Annotated in this window: 22 protein-coding genes and 1 other RNA gene; 9 read left to right on the top strand and 14 right to left on the bottom strand. The window is 59.2% G+C overall.

What is annotated here, in order from left to right:
- Positions 1-147: 147 nt before the first annotated feature.
- The 3 genes from HY795_01480 to HY795_01470 are packed head-to-tail and all read left to right on the top strand — an operon-like array spanning position 148 to position 2,905.
- Complete coding sequence (locus tag HY795_01480; protein ID MBI4803886.1) at positions 148-1,050, top strand: cation transporter; 903 nt, start codon at positions 148-150, stop codon at positions 1,048-1,050.
- A gap of 35 nt (positions 1,051-1,085) precedes the next feature.
- On the top strand, positions 1,086-1,502 hold the full coding sequence (locus HY795_01475) for a MarR family transcriptional regulator (GenBank protein MBI4803885.1): 417 nt from the start codon (positions 1,086-1,088) through the stop codon (positions 1,500-1,502).
- An 11-nt stretch (positions 1,503-1,513) separates the two neighbouring features.
- Positions 1,514-2,905: a sigma-54-dependent Fis family transcriptional regulator gene (locus HY795_01470; protein MBI4803884.1), complete on the top strand. Its 1,392-nt coding sequence runs from the start codon at positions 1,514-1,516 to the stop codon at positions 2,903-2,905.
- Here the strand turns inward: HY795_01470 and HY795_01465 are convergent.
- Genes HY795_01465 through HY795_01455 form a run of 3 tightly spaced genes read right to left on the bottom strand, consistent with a single transcriptional unit; the run spans position 2,897 to position 7,072 of the window.
- Positions 2,897-4,030 carry a glycosyltransferase gene (locus HY795_01465; GenBank protein ID MBI4803883.1) on the bottom strand — a complete coding sequence of 378 codons (1,134 nt, stop codon included), beginning with the start codon at positions 4,028-4,030 and terminating at the stop codon, positions 2,897-2,899. The two genes, HY795_01470 and HY795_01465, sit on opposite strands and share 9 nt — an antisense overlap.
- Positions 4,031-4,055: 25 nt before the next feature.
- The gene (locus tag HY795_01460; GenBank protein MBI4803882.1) at positions 4,056-5,588 is read right to left on the bottom strand and encodes an undecaprenyl/decaprenyl-phosphate alpha-N-acetylglucosaminyl 1-phosphate transferase; all 1,533 of its coding nucleotides are present in this window, start codon (positions 5,586-5,588) and stop codon (positions 4,056-4,058) included.
- A complete protein-coding gene (locus HY795_01455) occupies positions 5,588-7,072 on the bottom strand; it encodes a radical SAM protein (GenBank protein ID MBI4803881.1) in 1,485 nt (494 codons plus the stop codon). Before HY795_01455 ends, HY795_01460 begins: the two co-directional genes overlap by 1 nt.
- Positions 7,073-7,181: 109 nt before the next feature.
- Between HY795_01455 and HY795_01450 the strand changes: the two genes are divergently transcribed.
- The 6 genes from HY795_01450 to HY795_01425 all read left to right on the top strand — a co-directional run bounded on the left by HY795_01450 (position 7,182) and on the right by HY795_01425 (position 12,499).
- Positions 7,182-8,279 carry a glycosyltransferase gene (locus HY795_01450; protein ID MBI4803880.1) on the top strand — a complete coding sequence of 366 codons (1,098 nt, stop codon included), beginning with the start codon at positions 7,182-7,184 and terminating at the stop codon, positions 8,277-8,279.
- 103 nt (positions 8,280-8,382) lie between these two features.
- A complete protein-coding gene (locus HY795_01445) occupies positions 8,383-9,510 on the top strand; it encodes a glycosyltransferase family 4 protein (protein ID MBI4803879.1) in 1,128 nt (375 codons plus the stop codon).
- A 92-nt stretch (positions 9,511-9,602) separates the two neighbouring features.
- Positions 9,603-11,393 carry a DUF3365 domain-containing protein gene (locus HY795_01440; GenBank protein MBI4803878.1) on the top strand — a complete coding sequence of 597 codons (1,791 nt, stop codon included), beginning with the start codon at positions 9,603-9,605 and terminating at the stop codon, positions 11,391-11,393.
- A gap of 68 nt (positions 11,394-11,461) precedes the next feature.
- Positions 11,462-11,737, top strand: a complete 276-nt coding sequence (locus HY795_01435; GenBank protein MBI4803877.1) for a hypothetical protein — start codon at positions 11,462-11,464, stop codon at positions 11,735-11,737.
- Between the two features lie 17 nt (positions 11,738-11,754).
- On the top strand, positions 11,755-12,069 hold the full coding sequence (locus HY795_01430) for a hypothetical protein (GenBank protein MBI4803876.1): 315 nt from the start codon (positions 11,755-11,757) through the stop codon (positions 12,067-12,069).
- 112 nt (positions 12,070-12,181) lie between these two features.
- The gene (locus HY795_01425) at positions 12,182-12,499 is read left to right on the top strand and encodes an antibiotic biosynthesis monooxygenase (GenBank protein ID MBI4803875.1); all 318 of its coding nucleotides are present in this window, start codon (positions 12,182-12,184) and stop codon (positions 12,497-12,499) included.
- A gap of 6 nt (positions 12,500-12,505) precedes the next feature.
- Here the strand turns inward: HY795_01425 and HY795_01420 are convergent, their stop codons facing one another.
- From HY795_01420 to HY795_01370, 11 genes are all read right to left on the bottom strand, one after another.
- Complete coding sequence (locus HY795_01420; GenBank protein MBI4803874.1) at positions 12,506-13,423, bottom strand: UbiA family prenyltransferase; 918 nt, start codon at positions 13,421-13,423, stop codon at positions 12,506-12,508.
- An 8-nt stretch (positions 13,424-13,431) separates the two neighbouring features.
- Positions 13,432-14,697, bottom strand: a complete 1,266-nt coding sequence (locus HY795_01415; GenBank protein ID MBI4803873.1) for a tyrosine--tRNA ligase — start codon at positions 14,695-14,697, stop codon at positions 13,432-13,434.
- Position 14,698: 1 nt separating this feature from the next.
- The gene (locus HY795_01410; protein ID MBI4803872.1) at positions 14,699-15,475 is read right to left on the bottom strand and encodes a TIGR00282 family metallophosphoesterase; all 777 of its coding nucleotides are present in this window, start codon (positions 15,473-15,475) and stop codon (positions 14,699-14,701) included.
- Between the two features lie 196 nt (positions 15,476-15,671).
- Positions 15,672-17,231, bottom strand: coding sequence for a ribonuclease Y (gene rny / locus HY795_01405; GenBank protein MBI4803871.1), 1,560 nt, complete (start codon positions 17,229-17,231; stop codon positions 15,672-15,674).
- Between the two features lie 178 nt (positions 17,232-17,409).
- Positions 17,410-17,587, bottom strand: a non-coding RNA gene (ssrS, locus tag HY795_01400) — 6S RNA.
- 17 nt (positions 17,588-17,604) lie between these two features.
- Positions 17,605-17,874 carry a cell division protein ZapA gene (locus tag HY795_01395; protein ID MBI4803870.1) on the bottom strand — a complete coding sequence of 90 codons (270 nt, stop codon included), beginning with the start codon at positions 17,872-17,874 and terminating at the stop codon, positions 17,605-17,607.
- Positions 17,875-17,885: 11 nt separating this feature from the next.
- Complete coding sequence (zapB, locus tag HY795_01390) at positions 17,886-18,095, bottom strand: cell division protein ZapB (protein ID MBI4803869.1); 210 nt, start codon at positions 18,093-18,095, stop codon at positions 17,886-17,888.
- Between the two features lie 31 nt (positions 18,096-18,126).
- Entirely contained in the window at positions 18,127-19,503 is a 1,377-nt protein-coding gene (gene glmU, locus HY795_01385) for a bifunctional UDP-N-acetylglucosamine diphosphorylase/glucosamine-1-phosphate N-acetyltransferase GlmU (protein ID MBI4803868.1), read from the bottom strand.
- A 174-nt stretch (positions 19,504-19,677) separates the two neighbouring features.
- The gene (locus HY795_01380; GenBank protein MBI4803867.1) at positions 19,678-20,109 is read right to left on the bottom strand and encodes a F0F1 ATP synthase subunit epsilon; all 432 of its coding nucleotides are present in this window, start codon (positions 20,107-20,109) and stop codon (positions 19,678-19,680) included.
- 6 nt (positions 20,110-20,115) lie between these two features.
- The gene (gene atpD, locus HY795_01375; GenBank protein ID MBI4803866.1) at positions 20,116-21,519 is read right to left on the bottom strand and encodes a F0F1 ATP synthase subunit beta; all 1,404 of its coding nucleotides are present in this window, start codon (positions 21,517-21,519) and stop codon (positions 20,116-20,118) included.
- A gap of 15 nt (positions 21,520-21,534) precedes the next feature.
- Entirely contained in the window at positions 21,535-22,413 is an 879-nt protein-coding gene (locus HY795_01370) for a F0F1 ATP synthase subunit gamma (protein MBI4803865.1), read from the bottom strand.
- Positions 22,414-22,425: the final 12 nt, after the last annotated feature.

Genomic DNA, 22,425 nt, shown 5'->3' with positions numbered 1-22,425 from the left:
TGAAAAGCTGGTTTCTCATTAGCCCAAATCCGCGTGTTCGTCATGCCTTTTCAAAAAACAAGCGTTCATAAAGTTTGACATTCAAAGCAACCGGCATTACTGCTTTGATGTTCAAACAATTTGAAATTCAAACATAGAGAGACTTGAATGCTCGACCATACTCATACCAACGGATGCTGCACGCATGGCCATGACCATCATGGCGAGCGAGGCGCCAAATGTGTCTTCTGGCTTACGGTAATAACCATGGCAGCTGAAATAGTCGCGGGGTGGGCGTACGGTTCCATGGCGCTTCTGGCCGACGGCTGGCATATGGCCAGCCATGCGGGCGCAATGGCCGTGGCCTGGTTCGCATACGCGTTCGCCAGGAAACAGAAGAACAATCCGGAGTTGGTATTCGGCTCTGGCAAGGTGAACGCCCTGGCTGGATTCGCTTCTTCCATTGGCCTTGGGCTGGTTGCCGTTTTCATGGGGTTTGAATCGGTCATGCGCCTTGTATCGCCTGTGACCATTGAGTTCACTCAGGCAACGGTCGTGGCCGTTCTCGGACTCTTGGTCAATCTGGCCAGCGCCTGGCTTCTGCGGGATGAGGACCACCTGCACTCCCAGGACCACAACCTCAAGGCGGCATACCTGCATGTTCTGGCCGACGCCTTGACTTCCATCCTGGCGATCATAGCCCTGCTCGGCGGGCGTTACTTCGGGTACGTCTGGCTTGACCCTCTCATGGGCGTGGCAGGCTCGCTGGTGGTCGGCCGTTGGGCTTACGGGCTCCTTGCCAACACTGCCAAGGTGCTCCTGGATCATAGTGTCGACAGGTCATTGCTCGCGGACATGCGAGCGCGTGTGGAAAAAAACGGCGACACTCTCGTGCGAGACTTGGCCGCCTGGAGGGTTGGCCCCCGGAGCATAGCCGTGCAACTGACTGTTGAAGATCCGACTCCAAGGCATCCCGCGCATTACAAAGGGTTGCTCGCTGGCGTGGCAGGGCTTGAGCGCATTACCGTGGAGGTGCACACCGTTCCCAGCCCCCTAGAAAGCCAGGCCTGATTGCCAAGCCAGGCCACAAGGGCTAAACAAAAAACATGGACGAACTTGAGGGTTTAAGCACCCTGATCATCGAATTTTACGAAAAGCTCTCCTCCTGGGAACACGCCGTGGTCCGGGGCAGTACCCTGACCTTGCCCCAGATGCATACATTGGAGATTCTTGGCCAGCACCCTTCCCTGCGCATGAAGGAACTGGCCGCCAAAATGGGCGTGACCACCGGCACCCTCACGGTGACGGTGGATCGCCTGGAAAAGAGAGGGTTGGTGGCCAGGGCACCCAATGAATCCGACCGGCGATCCGTGCTGGTCGAACTCACACAGCGCGGACAGGCTTTCTACGAAGAGCACCACAAGCTCCATCTGGGCCTCACCCGCGAACTGGCAGCAACACTTGGACACGCAGACACGCGGGCCCTCACGGAGATCCTGCGCAAACTTACCCAGGCTTTCTAGCAGGCAATGACGTGGGCAGCGTTCTTATCATAGACGACGACCTTCCCATCAGGGACGCCCTGAGCCGCGTGGTGGAACGCCTCGGGCACTCTTCCGTGGGGGCCGCTACCCTCACAGAAGGAATCGAGAAGGCACGAACTGGTGATTTCGACGTGGTCTTTTTGGATGTCCGCCTGCCCGACGGCAACGGCCTGGATTCAATCAGCGATCTGCAGGGAGCGCCCAGCCGCCCCGAGGTGATCGTCATCACCGGGTGGGGCGACCCCGACGGCGCCGAGGCGGCCATGCGCAAGGGAGCCTGGGACTATATCGAAAAACCCCCCACCCTCCAGGCCATGACCGGCCCCTTGCTCTCGGCCATGAACTACCGGGGTTCGCGCCCGAGGCCACCCGACGAACAATTCATCTGGCGCGGCATCGCGGGTGGGCATCCTGGCCGGGCAGCCTCACTGGAGCAAGCGGCCAAGGCCGCCCGCAGCGACGCCAACATTCTCCTCACCGGAGAAACCGGCACCGGCAAGGAACTCATCGCCCAGGCCATACACGAGAACTCCCGGAGAAAGCAGGGGCCCTTTATCGCTCTGGACTGCGCCGCCCTGCCCTCCACCATCTCGGAGAGTGTGCTTTTCGGAAATGAGCGGGGAGCATATACCGGGGCGGACAGACCACGGGAAGGCTTGATTCTCCAGGCGCATGGCGGCACCCTCTTCCTGGACGAAGTGGGAGAGCTTCCCCTGTCCGTACAGAAGACCTTCCTGAGAACCCTCCAGGAGCGAACCGTCCGGCCCGTTGGCGGCAAAACCGAGCGCCATTGCGACTTCAGGCTGGTGGCCGCCACCCATCGGGACCTGGACGACATGACCCTGAACGGCCTTTTCAGGGAAGACCTTTTGTTCCGCCTGCGGGGCATGGTCATCAACCTGCCGCCACTTCGCGAACACGCCGATGATGTGCTCGCTTTTGCAAAGCATTTCATCGGCCAGTCCTGCTCGCATCTGTCCGTGCCTCCCAAACGGATGTCCTCGTCAGTGGAAGCGGCGCTCGCCGCCTACAACTGGCCGGGAAACATCCGGGAGCTGCAGAACGTGGTGGAGGGGATGGTGACGCTTGCCCTGGAAGAACCTGAACTGCACCCGGTGCATCTGCCGGTGCACATCCGGGTCCATGTGGCCAGGGGGCAAGTGAGGGAGAAGGATGTACCGGATCCGCTCCAGAGCCCGGACGAACCGCGCAAGCCTCTGCCCCGGCTCAAGGTATACCGCCAGGCCATGGACAGACTCTACCTCGAGCAGCTTCTTGATCAGTCCGGTGGCAGGCCCCAGGAGGCATGCCGCATCTCCGGGATGTCACGTTCAAGGCTGTACGCCCTGCTCAAAGAGCACGGGATGAAGCTCCTAGGCTGACGTCAGCGCCCTGTAGACCCTGCCGACCCCATCCAGCATCGCATCCGGAGAAAACCGGGTTCGTACGGCCAGAAGTCCATTCGCGCTCATGCGCTCCCAGAGTGCCTGATCCGCGTCGATCTCCATGACAGCATTGGCCAAGGCGGACGAATCCCCTGGGGGTACCGTCAGGCCAGTGACCCCATGCGCGTTGACCAGGGGAACGCCGGAGCCGGGAATGCGGGTGGACACCACCGGGCGGCCGCAGGCCATGGCCTCCAGTTGGACCATGCCGTACATTTCGGCCCGGGTTATTGAGGGGAGGCAGAACACCCTGCAGAAATGGTAGTAGGCGGACAATGCTTCCTGAGGAATTTTCCCTACCAAATGGACCTTCCCTGTGAGCCCTTTGGCTTCGACAAGCTCCCGCAACTGTGGCTCCATGGGGCCGGACCCGCCAATGAGCACTACCCAGTCGCCGGGCAACCTCGTTGCAGCCTGGATGAGCACGTCGAATCCCTTGTAGGAAATGAGCCTGCCAAGGGCGAATACTGCCTTTTTGCCAACGTGTTCTTCCCGCAAGCGGGCCAGGATGTCCTGATCGACCGTTCCAGGCGCGTAAGGTTCGGGGTCCAGGCAGAAGGGTATTATGTGCGCCTTGCCTGCGAATGCCGCGGCATATTCCGAGACCTCCACGTGGGCCCCGGTTGCCCCGATGACCGCGTCCGCCCGGTTCGCCAGCCAGTTGCCGAAAAAGAGCCGGTAGGCCTTGTTGATATACTTCTGGCGGATGACGTCGCTGTGCCAATGAAGCACTACCTTGGCTCCAGGGTTCACCAGGCGCAGTGCCAGGGCGGCCATGGGGTTGGGGCAGTGCAGGTGGAGGATGTCGTAAGCCGGGGCGGCTTTTCGCAGAAGCCGTATAAAGTCCATGGACAATGGGGTGGAAAAAGCCACTCTGGGGGTGTCCGCACGGGTGACCGTGTAGCCGTTCCATTGCTCAGACACGGTAGGCCCGCCAGGGTTGAAACAGAGTATGTCGCTTCTGACCCCGCGCTTGGTCATTCCCTCGGCCACCTGGAAGGTTACCGTTTCCACTCCGCCTTGGACGGGGGGGTAATACTTGCCCAGATGCAAAACGCGCATCAGGACGAACGCTCCGTAAGCCGGTTCACACCAGACCCCAGATCTTCTCAAGGGTGGAGACCACGGTTCTGCGCAATTGTTCCACCCGGCGCAGGGTGAAGTCCGAAACAGTCGTGTTGGAGAGATTCTTCACCAGCCACAGGGTGCCCAGGTGCGCTCCCTGCTTGTCCATAAGGGGCAGCTCGATCTTCAATAAAGACCTCTGGGACAGGTAGCCTCGTTTGTCCCGGTCGAGATCCTGGCGGGTCCATTCGAAACACGCACCAGGCCGGCAGGCATCCGCAGCACTGGGTCCAGGAGAGGCTTCAGCCGTATTTGACCCATGTTTCTCCGCCAGGGTCATTTCTCCCAGATCGAAACCAAGCTGATCCAGAGCCTCGCATACATTCTCCCACATCTGTTCCAGAGTGGTGGACTGGGATATCTCTATCTGCAGGTTCAAGAAGGTACGCCGGCCGTGGCTCACCCCGGCCTCGTCAGAGATGTCCCTGATCCAGCCTACGATCTTGTCCAGGGCGAAAAAGCTGAAATAGCCCGCCTTGCGTACAAACAGGATGAGCGCACCGCCCAGAAGGAGGATGAACAGTCCGGCCGGGATGTCGCGCATGTTGACGATGAGGACAGACATGATCGCGAGGAATGCCGTGACCGCGTAAATGAACATCACGGTTTTGCGCTGGGACCACCCTTTGGCGATAAGATTGTGATGGACGTGCTCTCGGTCCGGCTCGAACATCTTCTTGCCACGCACGAAGCGGCGAAGCGGCGAAGTGACGGTATCCAAGAGGGGCACGCCGAAGGCCAGAATGGGCATGAGAATCGTGGCCCCGACCTGGGACTTGGCCGAGGTCAAGATGGAGAGCGCGGCCACCATGTACCCCAGGAAATAACTTCCCCCATCACCCAGAAAGATGGAAGCGGGGTTGAAGTTGTAGCGCAGGAAGCCGAGCGATGCCCCGCCAAGGGCCGCGAAATACATTGCGGGCAGGCTCTCCGCGCGCATGGTGGCCAGCACGGCCTGTACCGCGCACACGAAGAAAGCCACGCCTGCGGCCAAACCATCCAGACCGTCGATCAGATTGATGGCGTTTATGAAGAGCACGAACCAGAAGACGGTGAGCACGTAGGAGAACAGCTCGAAATCCACAGTAATGAAGCTGCCCAGACTGAAGGATTCGATCCTCACCCCGCCGAAATAGCAGATGCTGGCGGCCGCCACCTGGGCCAGAAACTTGACCTTGGCGGGCAATGGCTTGCGGTCGTCCACCAAGCCAACCAAAAAGATGAACACACCTCCGCCAAACACCGCCCAGACGTGCGACGGGTCGATGAGACGCCCATGCCTGGGAAGTTCGGGAAGCCAGGCCACTGCGGCGGCCACGAAGAAAGAGACCACCAGGGCCAGCCCTCCGCAGCGAGGGATTGGGTGGGTGTGTATTTTGCGTCCCTGGGGGGCGTCCATGAATCCGAACGCCCGGCCGAACCTCGCGGCCAGGGGGGTAGCCGCCAGGGCCGCCAAAATCCCTACGGCGAAAACCCCGACCACCCAGGATGTCATCAGAAAGCCCGCCTCACAAACGTATAGAGGGACTTGAGCAGGCTCAGCAGGCCTTTGCGCCGAACCATCTCGGCCATGATGGAAAAGCTCTGACCTGGCTCAAAAAGATACTTCAGTACTTTCTTGCGGGCCACCCTGCGGGAGAAGATGCCGCACCACCGGTCAATCTCCTCGTTATCGAGGCCGGGATAACTGATGATGGAGGTTCCCATGCCGTCGAAGCGGCCGAGGTCGGTGGTGGTCAGGTATCCGTTTTTCATGGCCCACTCGTACATGGGGGTGCCTGGGTACGGAACGGCTTTGGACACCTGGGCCGTATCCACTTCCAGCTCTTCCATGTAGGCCATGGATTTCTTGATGGTCTCCACGGTCTCGCCAGGCAGGCCCAGGCAGAAGGTGGCATGGGTCCTGATGCCCAGTTCCTTGCACCATCTGGCCACCTGCTTGGCCCTTTCCAGGTCCAGGGGTTTGCCGATGGCCTTGAGGATGCCCTGGTCCGCAGATTCCACGCCGAATTTCATGCCGATGCAACCGGCCTTGGCCATGGCCTCGAGCATCTCACGGTCCACGAACATGGCGTCGCCCATCACCGTCCAGGGGACATTGAGCCCGCGGCGGATAATCTCCCCGCAGATTTCCATGACATGCTTTTTCTTAACCACGAAACTCTGGTCGTCAAAGTAGAACTGGCGTGCTCCGAAGCGCTGCTGACAGTACTCCATCTCATCCACCACGGACGATGCGCTACGCGCCCGGTACTTGGGCGAAGCGTACATGACGTGGCGTTCCTGACAGTACACGCAACCGCACGGGCAGCCCCGGCTGGAAAGAATGTTGATGCAGGGGCTGTACAGGGTGAAATCCGGGTAGATCGTGGCCGGAAAGTCGTCGCGGTCAGGAAAGGGGAGTTCGTCCAGGTTGGAGAGCAGGGGTCTGGCCTGGTTCTCCACAACTGTGCCCGCCTGATCGCGCCAAGTGATTCCAAGGACTTCGGAGAGCGGACCACCGTCCATGAGAGCCAACACCATATCTCGCACAGCCATTTCGTATTCGCCGCGCATCGCGAAGTCGATGCAGGCATTGTCGCGGACGAGTTGTTGGTGCATGACAGTCGCGTAGTTGCCGCAGACCGCCACCTTGCAGCCGGTGGCGGCTTTGACCCGGGTGAGAAAATCCAGGTCTTCGCCCAAAGTCAGGGAGGCCAGTTCGACGACCAGGAGGTTCGGCTTGCGGGAAATGATTTCGGCAAGCAATTCATCGCCGGTCATGTCCAGCACAACGCCGTCCAGACCTTGGACGCTGGCCTTGGTGTCTCGCTTGAGGAGCGCCGAAGTGTACGCGAGCCAGAACGGGAAAGGATAATAGTCGACCGAGCGGGAACGGCCTATGGTCATAGGCCAGCGGGAGCCGGCCTTTATGTAGTGCTTCACGGAGCCGTCGGCTTCGACCTTGACACCGGCCAGATTGGCCACAAGAACATTCATAATGGGATTATCGGAGGTTCGGGTTTCGATGAAAATGGGTTGCCAGGGCCTGGCACCATGGATATTCACAACGACCAGCCGCTTCTATCCCAAAAAAACGCGAACGCCAATGCGCCATAGCCCCCTCATTTTACACGACGCCTTCGCCTTTCCCGGCGGAGGAGAAAAGGTCGCCCAATCCCTGGCCGAACTCAGCGGGGGCATACTCTGGACCGCCCAATTCAATCAGGCGGCCTTTCCTCCCGGTTTCTTCGCTGACCGCCCCCCCATGGACATGCGCGCCAGGGAGCGCCACCCGGACCTGGCCCGCTGGTCCGAAACAGGCTGTTTCTGGAAGTGCTTCTCCGAATTCCCCAAATCATCTGCTCCCTACGCCATCTTCAGCGGATCGCTGGCCCCCATGGCCCACCGGCGCATATCTGGCAAGAAAATACTCTACTGCCACACCCCTCCCCGCATACTCTACGACCAGCGCGAATTCTACCTGCAAAGCCAGCCTCCGGCAAAACGGATTGCCTACCAAGCTTTTCTCTGGGCATTCGAGCGGGCCTTTGCCAAGGCAGCCAGAGCCATGGACCTTATTGTTTCCAACTCCCAGAACGTGGCCCACCGCCTTGGCCGTTACCTGCAATTGGACTCGGTGATCGTCCCCCCTCCGGTGCGTACCGCCGATTACACCTGGCAGGGTCAGCAGGGGTTCTATCTGTCCACAGCCCGGGTGGACAGGCTCAAACGGGTTGAAACCATCGTGGAGGCATTTCTCGGTATGCCGGACAAACGCCTGATTGTGGTATCCGGCGGCAGCGAACTGGAGAGAGTCCGAGCCATGGCCGCAGCTTCTCCCAACATCGAAGTGCGGGGGTGGGTTAGCCCCGAGGTACTGCGGCAACTTACCGGAACGTGCCTGGCGACCATTTACATACCGCGTGATGAGGATTTCGGGATCTCGCCGGTTGAGTCCATGGCCGCAGGAAAGCCGGTGATCGGCGTAGCTGAGGGTGGGCTTCTTGAAACGGTTCTAGATAATAAAACCGGTATCTTGATACAGCCCAACCCAAGACCTGATGACGTGGCCCAGGCAGTGGCTTCCATGACCCCGGAATTGGCGCTCTCCATGCGTCAGGCCTGTGAGGACAGGGCCGCGAAGTTTGACGAGGCCGAATTCAAGAGAAAGATGCATTGCATGATTGAAGAGCTCAATGTCTGAAGTTTTCTATGTTGTTGAACATCATCTCTCTGTGAATCTCTAACTTGGCTGGCACGTTCTCAGATTGATCTCCTGGAGTTAGCACAGAAAGGTTTAGGGTCCCATGCCCCGCAAACTCAAGCTCATAGTCAACGCGGTGCCGCTGACCGGCGTGAATACCGGCATAGGCCGTTACCTGCGCTGCTTGTATACGCATGTGGAGGACTCCTTCGGGTCCGAGCTCGAGATCGGATACTTCGACGGCGCCCGCGTCCAGGACAAAATGCCATTACCAGCCGCCAGCGTGGCTGGCCGTTCCCGCCTGACCAAAATACTCTGGAAGCTTCCTCCCCTGGCCGGGCTCGCCGCGCGACTGGCCGTGCATGCCCAGCGTGAATGGACATTCTACCAAGCAGCCAAAGGATTTGATGTTTATCACGAAGCTGCTTTTTTCCCTTTCAAAGCTCCAAAGAACGTCAAAACCGTGTTCACGGTGCACGACCTCTCCCTTATCCGTTATCCCCAACACCACCCCAAAGAACGCGTACTCTATTTCAATCTTTTTTTTCAGCGCCGACTGAAGCAGGTTTCGCGGTTCTTCGCCGTATCAGAGTTCACGCGCCGTGAAATGTCGGACGTCTTGGGCATAGCTCCCTCCCTGGTGGATTTGACATACAATGCCATCGAGCCCGGGCAGTTCACTCCCTGTCCAGGCACCAGCCACATTCCGGGGCTCGCTCCGGGGGAGCCGTACTTCCTCTTCCTGGGGACCAACGATCCCCGCAAGAACCCGCAGGTCATCCCAAAGGCCTTGGCCCAAAGCTCTTTGGACATCCCCCTGGTCCTGGCCGGATGGAGCGGCTGGTCCCGGGAAGAGACCTCAGCTGGGCGAGTGATCGAGCTTGGCTACGTGCCTGAGGAGCATTTGGCCGGGCTGTACTCGGACGCGCTGGCTCTCATCTATCCCAGTCTGTATGAAGGATTCGGCTTGCCAGTGCTTGAGGCCATGTCCTGCGGGTGCCCGGTGATCACGGCCGATGCGGCCAGCCTTCCAGAAGTGGGAGGAGAGGCCTGTCTCTACCTCAAAGACCCCACAAATCCAGAGGAGATGGCTCGGGCCATGGAGAGAGTGGCCAGCGACGCCTCCCTCAGAGGCGCCATGCGTACGAAGGGTCTTGCACGCGCCAAAGCGTTCTCCTGGGCCGAATCCGCTCGAGCAGCTGTCCAAGCATTATTCGCTATCAGGACTTGACCTTAAAAAGGAAACGCAGCAGAAAGTATAACAATAGCAAATGGCCGACTTGATGTTCTTCACAAACCTCATCGAACCCGTGGAGCCCGCCCATGAGCATCAAGTGGAAAATCTTTCTCATCGCCATAGCCGGCCCGGTTGTGCTTGCCGTTGTCATGTTTTTCCAGGAAGTCAGCTACATTTCTTCCGCCGTGGTGGATGGCGAGATTCACGAAGCGCGGTCCATATGCGTCTTGGCGGAAGCCGCCCGCAACGAGATGTCAAAAAAGCTTGAGCTCGGGGTCATCCGCCCCTTCGATCAAATTCCCAAGGCCAACCTTATCGAGGCCGTTCCAGTTATCACGGCCATCAACATGGCCCAGTCCAACGCGACAAAACTGGGATACCAGTTCAGGGTGCCCAAGGAATTTCCTCGCAACCCCAAGAACGAGCCCACTGAGTTGGAAAGGAAGGTATTAAAGGAACTGGAAGCGAAGAACCTCGAGGAAATGGTCATCCGTGAGTCTGATCAAATCCGCTATTTCCGGGCCATCCGGCTGACCAAGGAATGCCTCTACTGCCACGGCGACCCGAAGGGAGAGAAGGATCCTTTGGGCGGCACAAAGGAGGGCTGGAAGGTCGGCGAAGTGCATGGAGCATTCGAGATTATTTCTTCTTTGGACGCGGCAAAGAAGGAGACCTTCAACGCAGCCATTTGGGCGAGCGTCACCATTGCCGGTGTCCTTTGCGTCCTTCTCTTGGCAGCTTGGTGGGTCATCAGTAATGGGATCCTCCGCCCCCTCACCAATATTCAAGATTTTGCGGGTTCAGTGGCCAAGGGCGATTTGGAAGCACAGCCCAAGGGGACCTTCACGGCTGAGTTGCTCGTATTGAAGGATTCCATCGCTTCCATGGTGGGCAAACTCCGGGAAAAGATGGCCGAGGCGGTAAGCAAGTCCAAGGAAGCTGAAGAACAGAAAAAAGCCGCCGAAGCGGCAATGAACGAAGCGCAAGCCCAGGAGGCAAGGGTATCCGGGCTGCTCACCAAGATGTCCCACGTTGCAGGGGATTCCGCTGAAATCGCCCGCCAGGTGGCGCTTGCTTCCGAGGCCCTCTCCGCCCAGGTTGAGGAAGTCAACCGGGGTGCTGAAATCCAAAACCAGCGCACTGAAGAGACCGCGACCTCCATGGAGGAGATGAACGCCACGGTGCTTGAGGTTGCCAAGAATTCCTCCAACGCGGCGGAATCGGCCGAGGCCGCACGCAGGGAAGCCCAGAAGGGCTCAGACATCGTTGCCCAGTCCGTGGCTGCCATCAAGCAGGTCTACGAGCAGGCCCACCAGCTCAAGGCCCAGATGACCGCGCTCGGCAAGCAGGCCGACGATATCAACAGAATCCTGGACGTGATCTCCGACATCGCTGACCAGACCAACCTGTTGGCCCTGAACGCGGCCATTGAGGCCGCACGCGCGGGAGAGGCGGGTCGAGGTTTTGCGGTGGTTGCGGACGAGGTACGCAAACTGGCTGAGAAGACCATGAACGCCACCAAGGAGGTGGGCGAGGTCATCGGCTCCATCCAGACCGGCGCCAGAGAGAACATCAAGAGCGTGGAAGCGGCCAGCACATCCATCGACCAAGCCACCGAATTGGCCAACCAGTCGGGTGAGGCACTCACCCACATTGTCGAGCTGGTCGTTAACACATCAGACCAGGTGCGTTCCATTGCCACCGCTGCCGAAGAGCAATCCGCGGCCAGCGAGGAGATCAACCGGGCTGTGGATGATATCCGCCGCGTGACTTCGGAAACCTCTGACGGCATGAACCATTCGGCAAAGGCGGTCTCAGACCTGGCTGTGTTGGCCCAGCAGCTCCAGAAGCTCATCGACGAGATGAACAAAAGCTGAGCTTCCAATCAACTTGCCAAGGGGCCTGGGCTTGCGTCCGGGCCTCTTTTGCTTTTATGGAACCGCCCATGAAAGACGAACGCGGTATCTACTACTATCCGGCGCCCCAGAATTCAAAAATCAGGATGTACGTGCGCGAGAGCTTCGGCATCGTCGAGTTCCGCATGTTCAACCTGGACTACCCCGAGGTTTGGGAGCGCCATGGCTGGATCCCCTATGAAGAGATCGAAATGGCTGCCGAGATGTACAAAGAGCGCGGCCGTGGATCGAACCCGCTTCTCCTCTATGACCTGAACGTGGCCAAACGGCTTATCGTGGACGAGGGCCCTGGAGTCACGCATTGAGGAGCGGCAAACCTGACATGCGTCTCTACGGCCAGGTGACCCTGAGCCGGCCCGAAGTGCTGAGCCGTCTGGCAGGCACACTTGTTCCCGATGCGGTAAGCGTTTCCGGTAACATTCTGGACATCGACTATGCCGGCCGGCATACCGACGTGGAGGAGTTTCTGGACGCGGCCGCCGCGCTCATGGAAGAAGGCGACAACGGCCACCTGGACATGTTCGACGACGATGGCTGCGTGCTTACCCGGTATGAGTTGGCACCAGGAGGCCACACGTTCAAGACGCACCGTTACGACGACATCCTCGAACACACCAAGGGCGAAGGGAACTGGTGAAGCAGGCTCCCCTCAATCTGCCTCGCTATATCCGCCATGACGCAACCCTTCGGGCTGTTCAGGACGGTCCGCCACTATCCTTTGGGAATTCTCACGTCTCGAGACCAGGACAATGATTGCTCGCGAGTGGCGCTGTCACTGCCCAATACGCCACAGAATCGGCTTTCTTGAACATCTGGACGCCACTGGCGTAAGCGAATGCCGCTCTCTCCCTGGATTTCTGGGATACCAGATACTGGAGCGAGATCTGGGGCCGGAACTGGAGATCACACTGGTGACGTACTGGCGGTCCGTCGAAGACATTGTCGCCTTTGCCGGACAGGATATCACCAGAGCCAGGCTCTATCCGGACGACGCACATTTTGAGATCACACCGGACCAGGAGGTCAGGCACTACTCCGTGCTTGCCCAGGAAACTCCAGAATCCTGACAGCTGCTATTTGAGCCAGAAGAGATCCAGCAGGACGCCCAGGAACAATGTGGCCGCCACCACACCGTTGAGGGTGAAGAAGGCAACATTGATGCGTGACAGGTCGTTTTCCGAAATAAGCTTGTGCTCGATGACGAGCAGTCCCCCGGTGAGCATCAGGAAACCGAAATACCCCCAGCCCAGAGCGGCAGCCCAGCCAGCCAGGGCGAACAGAAGCACGGCGCCCCCGTGGAGCATGCCGGCCAGGCTTAGTGCACCGCCCACGCCGAAACGGACCGGCATGGAGTACAAACCCTGGGAACGGTCAAACGAGGCGTCCTGGCTGGCGTAGAACACATCGAAACCAGCCACCCAGCAGGTCACCCCCAGCCCGAAGAGCACCGTGGCCAAGCTGAACTCGGGCGTGACGCAGAGCCAACCGGCCACCGGGGCCAATCCTAGCACGGAACCCAGCGCCAAGTGGCACATCCAGGTGAATCGCTTGGTCAGGCTGTAGAACCCCGCCCAGACCAGCACGACTGGCGAGAGCGCCAAGCACAGCGAATTCATCCCCCAGCAGGCCAGCACGAACACCGCGGCGCAGGTTGCCACGAATGTCCAACCCTCGGTGATGGACACCTCGCCGGTAACCAACTCCCGGCCCTTAGTCCTTGGGTTCACCCGGTCATAGCGGTAATCCAGCAGCCTGTTGACGCCCATTGCGTAGGAGCGCACAGCCACCATGGCCACCGTTAGCAAGAGAAACGGTCCAAACCCCGGCCAGCCTCTTTTTGCAAGAAACAGCCCCACAAAGGCGAACGGCAAGGCGAACACCGAATGCTCGATCTTCACGAATCCGGCATACGCCAACGCCCGTTCCTTCACCCATTGGGGATTCCAAAGGGACCCCGTCCCTTTGGCCGCCGGAGGCTTCTTCCAGTTCATAGTGACAATTACCCCAACCGGACCACGCCGTAGTTTTTCTTTCCCTTGCGGACCAGCAAAAGCTCGCCGCCAACGAAATCTCCCGCGGGGAAATCATACCCGTCTGTCACTTTTGCGTTGTTCACGGTCACGGCTCCTGCCGCCAAATCTTTGCGAGCCTGGGACTTTGAGGGGCACAAGCCGAGTTCCACAAGAAGCGTCACCATGTCCGGGATGTCGCCTTTGCCCGCATACTGTTTGCCTGGGGCGGTCTCCAGGGCTGCCTTAAGGGTTCTTACGTCCACTCCATCCAGGCCGCCCTTGCCAAAGAGGTATTCGCTCGCTTTGACCACACTTTTCGTCTCGGCCTCGCCATGAACCATAGTGGTCATCACCGTGGCCAGGGTCCGCTGGGCTTCTCGCAAGTGAGGCCGCTCCGCAACAGCCTGGGCCAGAGACTCGATTTCCTCTTCGGTGAGGAAGGTGAAGAATTTCAGATAGCTGACCACGTCCCTATCATCGGCGTTCATCCAGTACTGGTAGAAAGCGTATGGGCTGGTCATCTCGGGATCAAGATAGATGGCCCCCTTTTCGCTCTTGCCGAACTTGGCGCCGCTGGCCGTAGTGATCAGCGGGAAGGTCATGGCGAACGCGTCCAGGCCGGTCTTGCGGCGGATAAGTTCCAGTCCGGCGGTGATGTTTCCGAACTGGTCGCCGCCGCCGATCTGCAGGGTGCAGTCCGCCTCCTGGCGCAGATGGCAGAAGTCGTAGCCCTGGAGGATCATGTAGCTGAATTCGGTGTAGGAAATGCCGGATTCTTCCCGGTCTATGCGACCCCTGACCGAATCCTTGGCCAGCATGTAGTTCACGGTGAAATGTTTGCCCACATCACGCAGAAGCTCGATTGCCGACAACTTACCGATCCAGTCCAGGTTGTTCACCACGCCTATGGATGCCCCGTTGTCCTGAAATAACTTGACGATCTGGGTTTTGATGCGATCCGCCTGGGCCGCCACCTGCTCGGCGCTCAGCAGCTGGCGCTCCTTGTCCTTCCCGCTGGGGTCACCGATGAGGCCGGTGGCCCCGCCCATCAGCGCCAGGGGTTTATGTCCTGCCTTGGCAAAGCGCATAAGCGCCAGCAGGGGCACCATGTTGCCAATATGAAGGCTTTTGGCCGTGGGATCGAACCCGCAGTACATGACCCGGCCTGGGGTGTTCAGGTGGTCGCGCAGTTCTTCCTCACCGGAAGTCTGGTGCACGAGCCCGCGCCATTTGAGGTCTTCGAAAACGTTCACTCTATCCTCCTTGCCACGGGCGGATGCTTACAGCCCGGCCAGTGGCAGCGTCAATCTCGCAAAGCGCCCCTTCGAGGCGCACGTGCCCCTTGCCTACCTCGAAACGGACCGGCAGCCTGGTGAGAAACCGGCTCACGATCTGCTGGGATTCCATGCCGATGATGGAGTCTTCAGGGCCGCACATTCCTATGTCAGTAAGATAGGCAGTTCCCTTGGGCAGGATTCTGGGGTCGTTGGTCTGTACGTGGGTGTGGGTACCAAGCACGGCGCTCACCCGGCCATCCAGGAAATAGCCCATGGCCTTCTTCTCTGACGTGGCCTCAGCATGGAAATCCACGATGCGGACCTTCACGTCACCAGGGAGAGTGGCAAGCAGGGTGTCGGCTGTTTGAAAAGGACAATCGGCCGGGTCCATGTAGGTGCGGCCCATGACATTCAGCACGGCAAACGGCGTACCGTCCGCAGCCTCGTACACGCCAAGTCCAGACCCAGGAGCCCCAGCCGGATAGTTGGCCGGACGCAGAAGCCTTTCCGTTTCGTTGAAAAAGGCGAAAATGTCTTTATGTTTCCAAATATGATTGCCGCTGGTGAGTGCCTCCACCGGCAGGCACAGGAGTTCCTTGGCAGCCTTGGCGTTGATGCCTATTCCCCCGGAAGCGTTCTCGGCGTTGGCCAGGACCGCATCAAGGCCGAGTGAGAGCCTTAAGCCCTTGAGCGAGTCCGCCAGGGCTTTGCGACCCGGACGGCCCACGATGTCGCCGAGAAAGAGAAGTTTCATGGGAGTGGGTGGTTATTGTTTTGTACAGCCAGAGAGGGCTCCGCCCTCTCTGGGCTCTCCCGCCAGGGAACTTCGTTCCCTGGACCCTATACGGCTTCGCGCCGACCACCGGTTTGCCGGTTGATCGACGCGAAGCGGAAAGGGAGTCCAGAGGGCGTAGCCCTTTGGCCGCCAGAGGCTCTGATATCAGCCGCCGCTATTTGGCGAACCCTACCGCCCGGCGTTCGCGAATGACCGTGACCCGTATCTGGCCGGGGTAGGTCATGTTGTCCTCGATCTTCTTGGCGATGTCCTTGCAGATCAAATGCGTCTTGTCGTCGTCCACGGCCTCGGAATCCACCATGACCCGAATTTCGCGCCCGGCCTGAATGGCGTAGGCCTTGGACACACCGTCGAAATCCGTGGCGATGTTCTCCAGGTCCTCAAGGCGTTTCACATAGCTGGACAGAAGTTCCTTACGGGCACCGGGGCGGGCGCCGGACAGGCTGTCCGCAGCCTGCACCAGGGTGGCATAGACCGTCTTGGGGGGCACGTCCTCATGGTGAGCCTGAATGGCGTGGGTGATATCCTTTGACTCGCCGAACTTCTTGGCCAGATCGTAGCCGATGACGGCATGCGGTCCCTCTATCTCGTGGTCCACAGCCTTGCCGATGTCGTGGAGCAGGCCGGCACGTTTGGCCTTTTTCACGTCCATACCGAGCTCCGAGGCCATGATGCCGCACAGGGAGGCCACTTCAAGGGAGTGTTGCAGCACGTTCTGGGAATAACTGGTGCGGTAGTGCAACTGACCGAGCAGTTTTACTATCTCGGGGTGGATACCGTGCACGCCCACGTCGAAGGTGGCCTGCTCACCCAGCTCCCTGAGCTTCACGTCGAATTCCTGCTCGCACTTCTTGACGATGTCCTCGATGCGGGCGGGATGGATGCGCCCGTCAGTGATGAGGCGCTCCAGCGCCATTTTGGCGATCTGGCGCCGTATGGGCGAGAAGGCCGAAAGTATGACCGTTTCCGGGGTGTCATCGATGATGAGATCGACCCCGGTGGCCGCTTCCAGGGCACGGATATTGCGCCCTTCGCGGCCGATGATGCGCCCTTTCATCTCTTCGCTGGGCAAGGCCACCGCCGTGACGGTCTGCTCTGAGACATAGTCTCCCGCGTAGCGCTGGATGGCCAGGGCGAGGACTTCCTTGCTTTTCTTGCTGGCCTCTTCCTTGGCTTCGGTCTCTATCTGGCGGACCATCCTGGCGGCCTCGTGCCGGGTGCGGCTCTCCACCTCGGCCATGAGGACCTTGCGCGCTTCGTCCGCGGTCATGCCTGAAACTTCTTCGAGCTTGCGCTCATGATCCTGGGCAGCCTGGGCAAGATGCTCCTGCTTCTCGTCCAGGGCCTTTTCCTGGGAAGCCAGACGCTTCTCCTGAACAATGAGGTCCGACTCTTTCTGGGTGGCCTTTTCCAGCTTGGATTCGAGCTTGTCGAGTTTCTCCTGCAGAGAGGATTCCTTGCGGATGAGCTGGCTTTCGCGCTCCTTAACCTCTCGTTCGTGCTCGAGCTTCTGCTTGTAAAGCTCATCCTGGGTTTGAAGGATGATCTCTTTCTTGTGGGCCTGGGCTTCTTTGCGGGCCTCCTCCAGGATGCGTTCAGCCAGTGATTTGGATTCAGCAAGGGCCTTGGCGGAGATAACCCGGTTCATGAGCCAGCCGCCTGCGGCGCCAGCCAATATTCCGGCTGCGCCGATAAGCAAAACGGTGAAGTCCATAACGACTCCCTTATGGTATCACGGGTTTTTAGCCCGATTTATTCGCCGGCACGGGCAATGCCCTGCGGCGTGAGCTGGAAAAAAGCTGTAGGGATGCGGCAAGGTTGCAAAACGGAAGGGCGGGACGAGGTGTGCCGGTCAGAGGGGATATCCCATGCAACTGCCGGTCACTTGGCTGGTAATCCCCGGAGGGCCGTGTCGGCAATTAATTTTGAACCTTGCTAAGCAAGGTGGGCGACGCTGGGCGGCCTTCAGGCTACCCGTGACAGGCTGCACACCAGCCGCCTCGGAGCATCACCCTATTTTTGAGTATCGGCTCAAAAATCAATCGTCGATCACGCGCACTCCAGGGAGAATTCACGCCATTGGCCGGTTATTTAACATCCGGCACTTTTATCTTGCTCAGAATCTTGTCGAGCTTCAACTCCATCTCGGCAAGACGCTGGTTGGCCATTATCAAGTCGTCCGCCAATCCCAGGGCCACAAACGTCAGCAATTTCTCCTTGCTCAGATTCTTTCCACCCGGATTGAGCAACCTGTAACGCTCTTCCACCAATGCCAGGGAATTATCAACGCGGTCCGGTTCCGCGTCGGTCTTGAAGGAAATTTCAAGACCAAGAATAACCTTGTTGTAGCTCGGCATTGGCATTCAAATTAGATGGGCTCCTCTTGCAGTTTTTTCAAGAGCTGATCCACCCGGGACAACACCGCATCCTTCTTTTGGCGCTCTTGGTCCAGGGCCTCTTTCAACGAGGCATTCTCCTGATCCGAAGCGGCCTTGAGGCGCCTGTTTTCTTCTTCCAGGGCCTTTAAGCGGCTTACCAATTGCGCGATACGCTCTTCTAGGGTGTCGATAATGTCCATAACCCGCTCGTAACCGGTTTGACAGCCTAAATCAAGCCGGGTTTTTCTTGCGTGGCTTTATCACCTGGCGTCCGCGGGCAATGGCAAGAGCGCCGTCAGGCACGTCCTGTGTCACCACCGACCCGGCAGCGACCAGGGCATTCGCCCCTACAGTCACAGGGGCCACGAGGGCGGTATTGGAGCCAATAAAGGCTCCTGGCCCTATAACGGTCTTGTGCTTGTTCTTACCGTCATAGTTGCAGGTGATGGTGCCTGCTCCAACATTCGCGTCCGCTCCAATTTCCGCGTCTCCTAAATATGTGAGATGGCTGGCCTTGGCGCCGGGCCCAAGCACCGACTTCTTCATCTCCACGAAGTTGCCCACCTTGGAGCCCTCGCGCATAACCGCTCCTGGACGAAGCCTGGCGTAAGGTCCGGCATGACACTGGGCGCCGACATCAGCCTGTTCCAGATGTGAAAAGGCATGAATCACCGCGCCATCCCCAATCGAAGAATCCTTCACCCAGCAATGCGGTTTTATTATGCAGCCTTTGCCGACGTGGGTAATTCCCAGAATATCGCACGGACCGCATATTTCACATCCTGGCTCAAACACGGCCTTGGGGCCTATCCGGACACTCTCGCCCTGACGAATCACGACCCCCTTTTCTAGCCAACCATCCACGATCCGCCTTCTCAACGCCTCTTCGGCAGCCACGAGTTCTCTGGCATTGTTTATGCCCAGATAGTTCTCGTCCTTTCCTTTGCAAACAGCCACAACCCGGCCGCCGATGCTGCCAACGAGCTCTGCCAGATCAGTTATGTAGAATTCGCCGCTTTTGTTGCTGTTGGTAAGTTTGAAGAGCACCGTGTCAATGGCCGCCACCCTCACGAGATATATCCCTGCGTTAACCTCACCAGTTGCTGGGCCGTGCACGGAAATGTCGTGATCTTTGGCTTCCACGATGCAAGCCAAGCCCGAGGCATCGCGCACCACCCGCCCGTACGCACCTGGTTCCGGCAATTCTACCGTCAGGAAAGCCAGGTCCGCTTTGGCTTTGCGCGAATCTTCCACAAAGCCCGCAAGATCCTCACCAGCGGCCAGAGGCACGTCGCCGTTCATTATCAGGACGTATTCATAGCCAGACTTTTTCACGGCTTCCCAGGCGCACTGAAGGGCATGACCAGTGCCAAGCTGCTCCTCCTGCAGGACGAAGCGGCCTTCATATTCGGGAAAGGCCTTACGAACCTTTTCCGCGCCGAAACCGACCACAACATGAACCCTTTCCTCAAATATTGGAAACAGACCATCCAGCACATAACCCAGCATGCGTTCACCGAGAAGGGTGCGCATCACCTTCGGGTCTTCGGAATACATCCGGGTGCCCTTCCCCGCACCCAGTACAAGGGCTCCAATGGTCTTATCCATGGTCATCCTCACTCGTTCTTGTTGGAAGCGAACCCGGTTTGTCATATCCGCACAGGTTATTCAAGCCGTCCCTGGGCCAGCAAAAAAGCGGCAGACCATCTCTGGTCTGCCGCTTTGTATCGGCTTGCCTGATCTTCTGGCGCGAAGCCGCTCCAGAGAAAGGCTCTCCTCGATTTACGCCCTGCTGACGGTCCCGGCGGACTGGGCAGCGTTACGAGCGCTCATGCGAGCCAGAGCGCGCTGCAGGGCAGCGGTGGCCCTGGCGTTATCGAGGGCTTCCTGTTGTTTGGTGATGCGGGCCCGAGCACGCTCTTCAGCACGCTGGGCGCGTTCCACGTCGATCTCTTCGGCCCGTTCGGCCACTTCGGCCAGGACAGTCACCTTGTCGCCGCTGACTTCGGCAAACCCGCCGGAGACGAAGACGTAGTAGGTCTTGCCATCCTTATTGTAGTGCAGGTTGCCGATGCCCAATGCGGAGAGGAAGGGAACGTGGCCGGGCAGCACGCCGAACTCGCCGAGCACGCCGGGAGCCCCGACGTATTCAACGTCGGAGGACACGACCAACCGGTCTGGCGTGACGATTTCAAGGCGAAGTTCTTTGGCCATGGGACCCTAGCTCTCCTTACCTTTGGATACGGCTTCTTCAATGCCGCCAACCATGTAGAAGGCGCCTTCAGGAAGGTCATCGTGATTGCCGTCAATGATGGCCTTGAAGCCCTTGATGGTGTCTTCAAGCTTGACGTAGCGGCCTTCCTTGCCGGTGAACTGGGCAGCGACGAAGAACGGCTGCGACAGGAAACGCTGAATCTTGCGGGCACGGGCCACGGTCAGCTTGTCCTCGTCGGAGAGTTCGTCCATGCCCAGAATGGCGATGATGTCCTGCAGATCCTTGTACTTCTGAAGGATGGACTGCACCGCGCGAGCGACGCTGTAGTGCTCGACGCCCAGGACCAGGGGGTCCAGGATGCGGGACGTGGAGTCCAGCGGGTCCACCGCAGGGTAGATGCCGAGCTCCGCGATCTGGCGGGAGAGCACCAGGGTGCCGTCCAAGTGCGAGAACGTGGTGGCCGGCGCGGGGTCGGTCAAGTCGTCCGCAGGCACGTAAACGGCCTGCACCGAGGTGATGGAACCCTTGGTGGTAGAGGTGATGCGTTCCTGCAGGGCACCCAAGTCGGTACCCAGGGTGGGCTGGTAACCCACCGCGGAGGGCATGCGGCCAAGCAGTGCCGACACTTCCGAGTTGGCCTGGGTGAAGCGGAAGATGTTGTCGATGAAGAGCAACACGTCCTGGCCTTCGGCATCGCGGAAGTACTCACACACTGTAAGGGCGGTGAGGGCCACGCGGGCGCGGGCTCCCGGAGGCTCGTTCATCTGGCCGTACACCAAAGCGGCTTTGTCCAGAATCCCTGCTTCCTTGAACTCGTGATAGAGGTCGTTGCCCTCACGGGTGCGCTCACCAACACCGGCGAACACGGACAGGCCGCCGTGCTGCTTGGCGATGTTGTTGATCATCTCCATGAGAATAACCGTCTTGCCCACGCCGGCGCCGCCGAACAGGCCCACCTTGCCTCCCTTGGGGAAGGGGATGAGCAGGTCCACGACCTTGATGCCGGTTTCGAGCACTTCAACCTTGGTGGAGAGCTCGACGAACTCAGGGGCGGAACGGTGGATGGGCATGAACTCGGTCGCGCCGACATCGCCCATTTCGTCCACAGGCAGGCCCACGACGTTGATGATGCGGCCCAGAGGAGCGCGGCCCACCGGAGCCATGATGGGGTTGCCGGTGTCCGTTCCTTCCATGCCGCGAACCAGGCCGTCGGTGGCGTCCATGGCGATGGTGCGCACGACGTTGTTGCCCAAGTGCTGAGCCACCTCGAGGACCAGGTCCTGGGCGGTGGGGTTGTTGGTGTTCTTCAGATTGACTGCGTTCATGATGGCGGGGAGCTGACCCTCGGGAAATTCGAGGTCAACCACCGCGCCGATAACTTGTACGATTTTGCCTTTGACACCGCTCATGATTGTTCGCCCCCTTTATCCTTTGAGCGCTTCGGTTCCGCCGACGATGTCCATCAACTCTCTGGTGATGCTCGCCTGCCGGGCCTTGTTGTAGACCAGGGTGAGCGAACCCACCATGTCGTCGCAGTTCCTCGTGGCGTTATCCATGGCCCGCATGCGCGCCGCATGTTCAGAGGCCGACGTGTCGAGCATGCCGCGATAGATCTGGACATTGACGAACCGAGGCAGAAGCTCGGCCAGTAGGCCTTCCACCGAAGGTTCGTAGAGGTACTCCTGTTTGGACCCGGTTGCCTGGGTTTCTTCACCCTCGTCGGCAGCCATGGGCAGGACCGTCAGGGTGACGGCTTCCTGCTTGGGAATGGAGATGAACTTGCCGAAGACCAGATTCACTTCGTCGAAGTCGCCCCGGATGTAGCCGCCGATCACTTCCATGCCCAGCTTGAGGGCCACGGTGTAGTCGAAGGCCCCCATCTGGTCGGCATAGGCCTGGAGGATTTCGTATCCGGACTTGCGTACGGAATCGCGACCCTTCTTACCCATGCAGACGAATTTCACCGTCTTGCCCTGGGCGGCCTTTTCCTTGGCGAGCTTCAAGGCCATGGTGATCATGCTCCCGTTGAAGGAGCCGCACAAGCCGCGGTCGGAGGTGACCAGGACGATGAGGCTCGTCTTGATCTCCTCGCGCACCTCGAGGAGCGGATGAATCGAAGGATCCGCTCCCTTGGCCAGGTCGCCCAGCAGGTCATAGAACTTGTCCGCGTAGGGGCGGAAGCGCTCTATGCGCGCCTGGGCGTGGCGCAGCTTGGCCGAGGCCACCATGTTCATGGCCTTGGTGATCTGCTTGGTCTTCTTGACCGCTGCGATCTTTATTTGAACGTCTTTCAGGGATGGCATGTACTGTGCTCC

It is taken from the genome of Desulfovibrio sp., from assembly GCA_016208105.1.
GTDB lineage: Bacteria > Desulfobacterota > Desulfovibrionia > Desulfovibrionales > Desulfovibrionaceae > Fundidesulfovibrio.
This window is presented reverse-complemented; position numbering and strand designations above follow the sequence as displayed.

Bases quoted from the DNA above. Each gene is read 5' to 3' on its own strand.
- HY795_01480 (MBI4803886.1), top strand. From the start codon at position 148: ATGCTCGACCATACTCATACCAACGGATGCTGCACGCATGGCCATGAC.
- HY795_01475 (MBI4803885.1), top strand. From the start codon at position 1,086: ATGGACGAACTTGAGGGTTTAAGCACCCTGATCATCGAATTTTACGAA.
- HY795_01465 (MBI4803883.1), bottom strand. From the start codon at position 4,030: ATGCGCGTTTTGCATCTGGGCAAGTATTACCCCCCCGTCCAAGGCGGA.
- HY795_01460 (MBI4803882.1), bottom strand. From the start codon at position 5,588: ATGACATCCTGGGTGGTCGGGGTTTTCGCCGTAGGGATTTTGGCGGCC.
- HY795_01455 (MBI4803881.1), bottom strand. From the start codon at position 7,072: ATGAATGTTCTTGTGGCCAATCTGGCCGGTGTCAAGGTCGAAGCCGAC.
- HY795_01450 (MBI4803880.1), top strand. From the start codon at position 7,182: ATGCGCCATAGCCCCCTCATTTTACACGACGCCTTCGCCTTTCCCGGC.
- HY795_01445 (MBI4803879.1), top strand. From the start codon at position 8,383: ATGCCCCGCAAACTCAAGCTCATAGTCAACGCGGTGCCGCTGACCGGC.
- HY795_01440 (MBI4803878.1), top strand. From the start codon at position 9,603: ATGAGCATCAAGTGGAAAATCTTTCTCATCGCCATAGCCGGCCCGGTT.
- HY795_01435 (MBI4803877.1), top strand. From the start codon at position 11,462: ATGAAAGACGAACGCGGTATCTACTACTATCCGGCGCCCCAGAATTCA.
- HY795_01430 (MBI4803876.1), top strand. From the start codon at position 11,755: ATGCGTCTCTACGGCCAGGTGACCCTGAGCCGGCCCGAAGTGCTGAGC.
- HY795_01425 (MBI4803875.1), top strand. From the start codon at position 12,182: ATGATTGCTCGCGAGTGGCGCTGTCACTGCCCAATACGCCACAGAATC.
- HY795_01420 (MBI4803874.1), bottom strand. From the start codon at position 13,423: ATGAACTGGAAGAAGCCTCCGGCGGCCAAAGGGACGGGGTCCCTTTGG.
- HY795_01410 (MBI4803872.1), bottom strand. From the start codon at position 15,475: ATGAAACTTCTCTTTCTCGGCGACATCGTGGGCCGTCCGGGTCGCAAA.
- rny (MBI4803871.1), bottom strand. From the start codon at position 17,231: ATGGACTTCACCGTTTTGCTTATCGGCGCAGCCGGAATATTGGCTGGC.
- HY795_01395 (MBI4803870.1), bottom strand. From the start codon at position 17,874: ATGCCGAGCTACAACAAGGTTATTCTTGGTCTTGAAATTTCCTTCAAG.
- zapB (MBI4803869.1), bottom strand. From the start codon at position 18,095: ATGGACATTATCGACACCCTAGAAGAGCGTATCGCGCAATTGGTAAGC.
- glmU (MBI4803868.1), bottom strand. From the start codon at position 19,503: ATGGATAAGACCATTGGAGCCCTTGTACTGGGTGCGGGGAAGGGCACC.
- HY795_01380 (MBI4803867.1), bottom strand. From the start codon at position 20,109: ATGGCCAAAGAACTTCGCCTTGAAATCGTCACGCCAGACCGGTTGGTC.
- atpD (MBI4803866.1), bottom strand. From the start codon at position 21,519: ATGAGCGGTGTCAAAGGCAAAATCGTACAAGTTATCGGCGCGGTGGTT.
- HY795_01370 (MBI4803865.1), bottom strand. From the start codon at position 22,413: ATGCCATCCCTGAAAGACGTTCAAATAAAGATCGCAGCGGTCAAGAAG.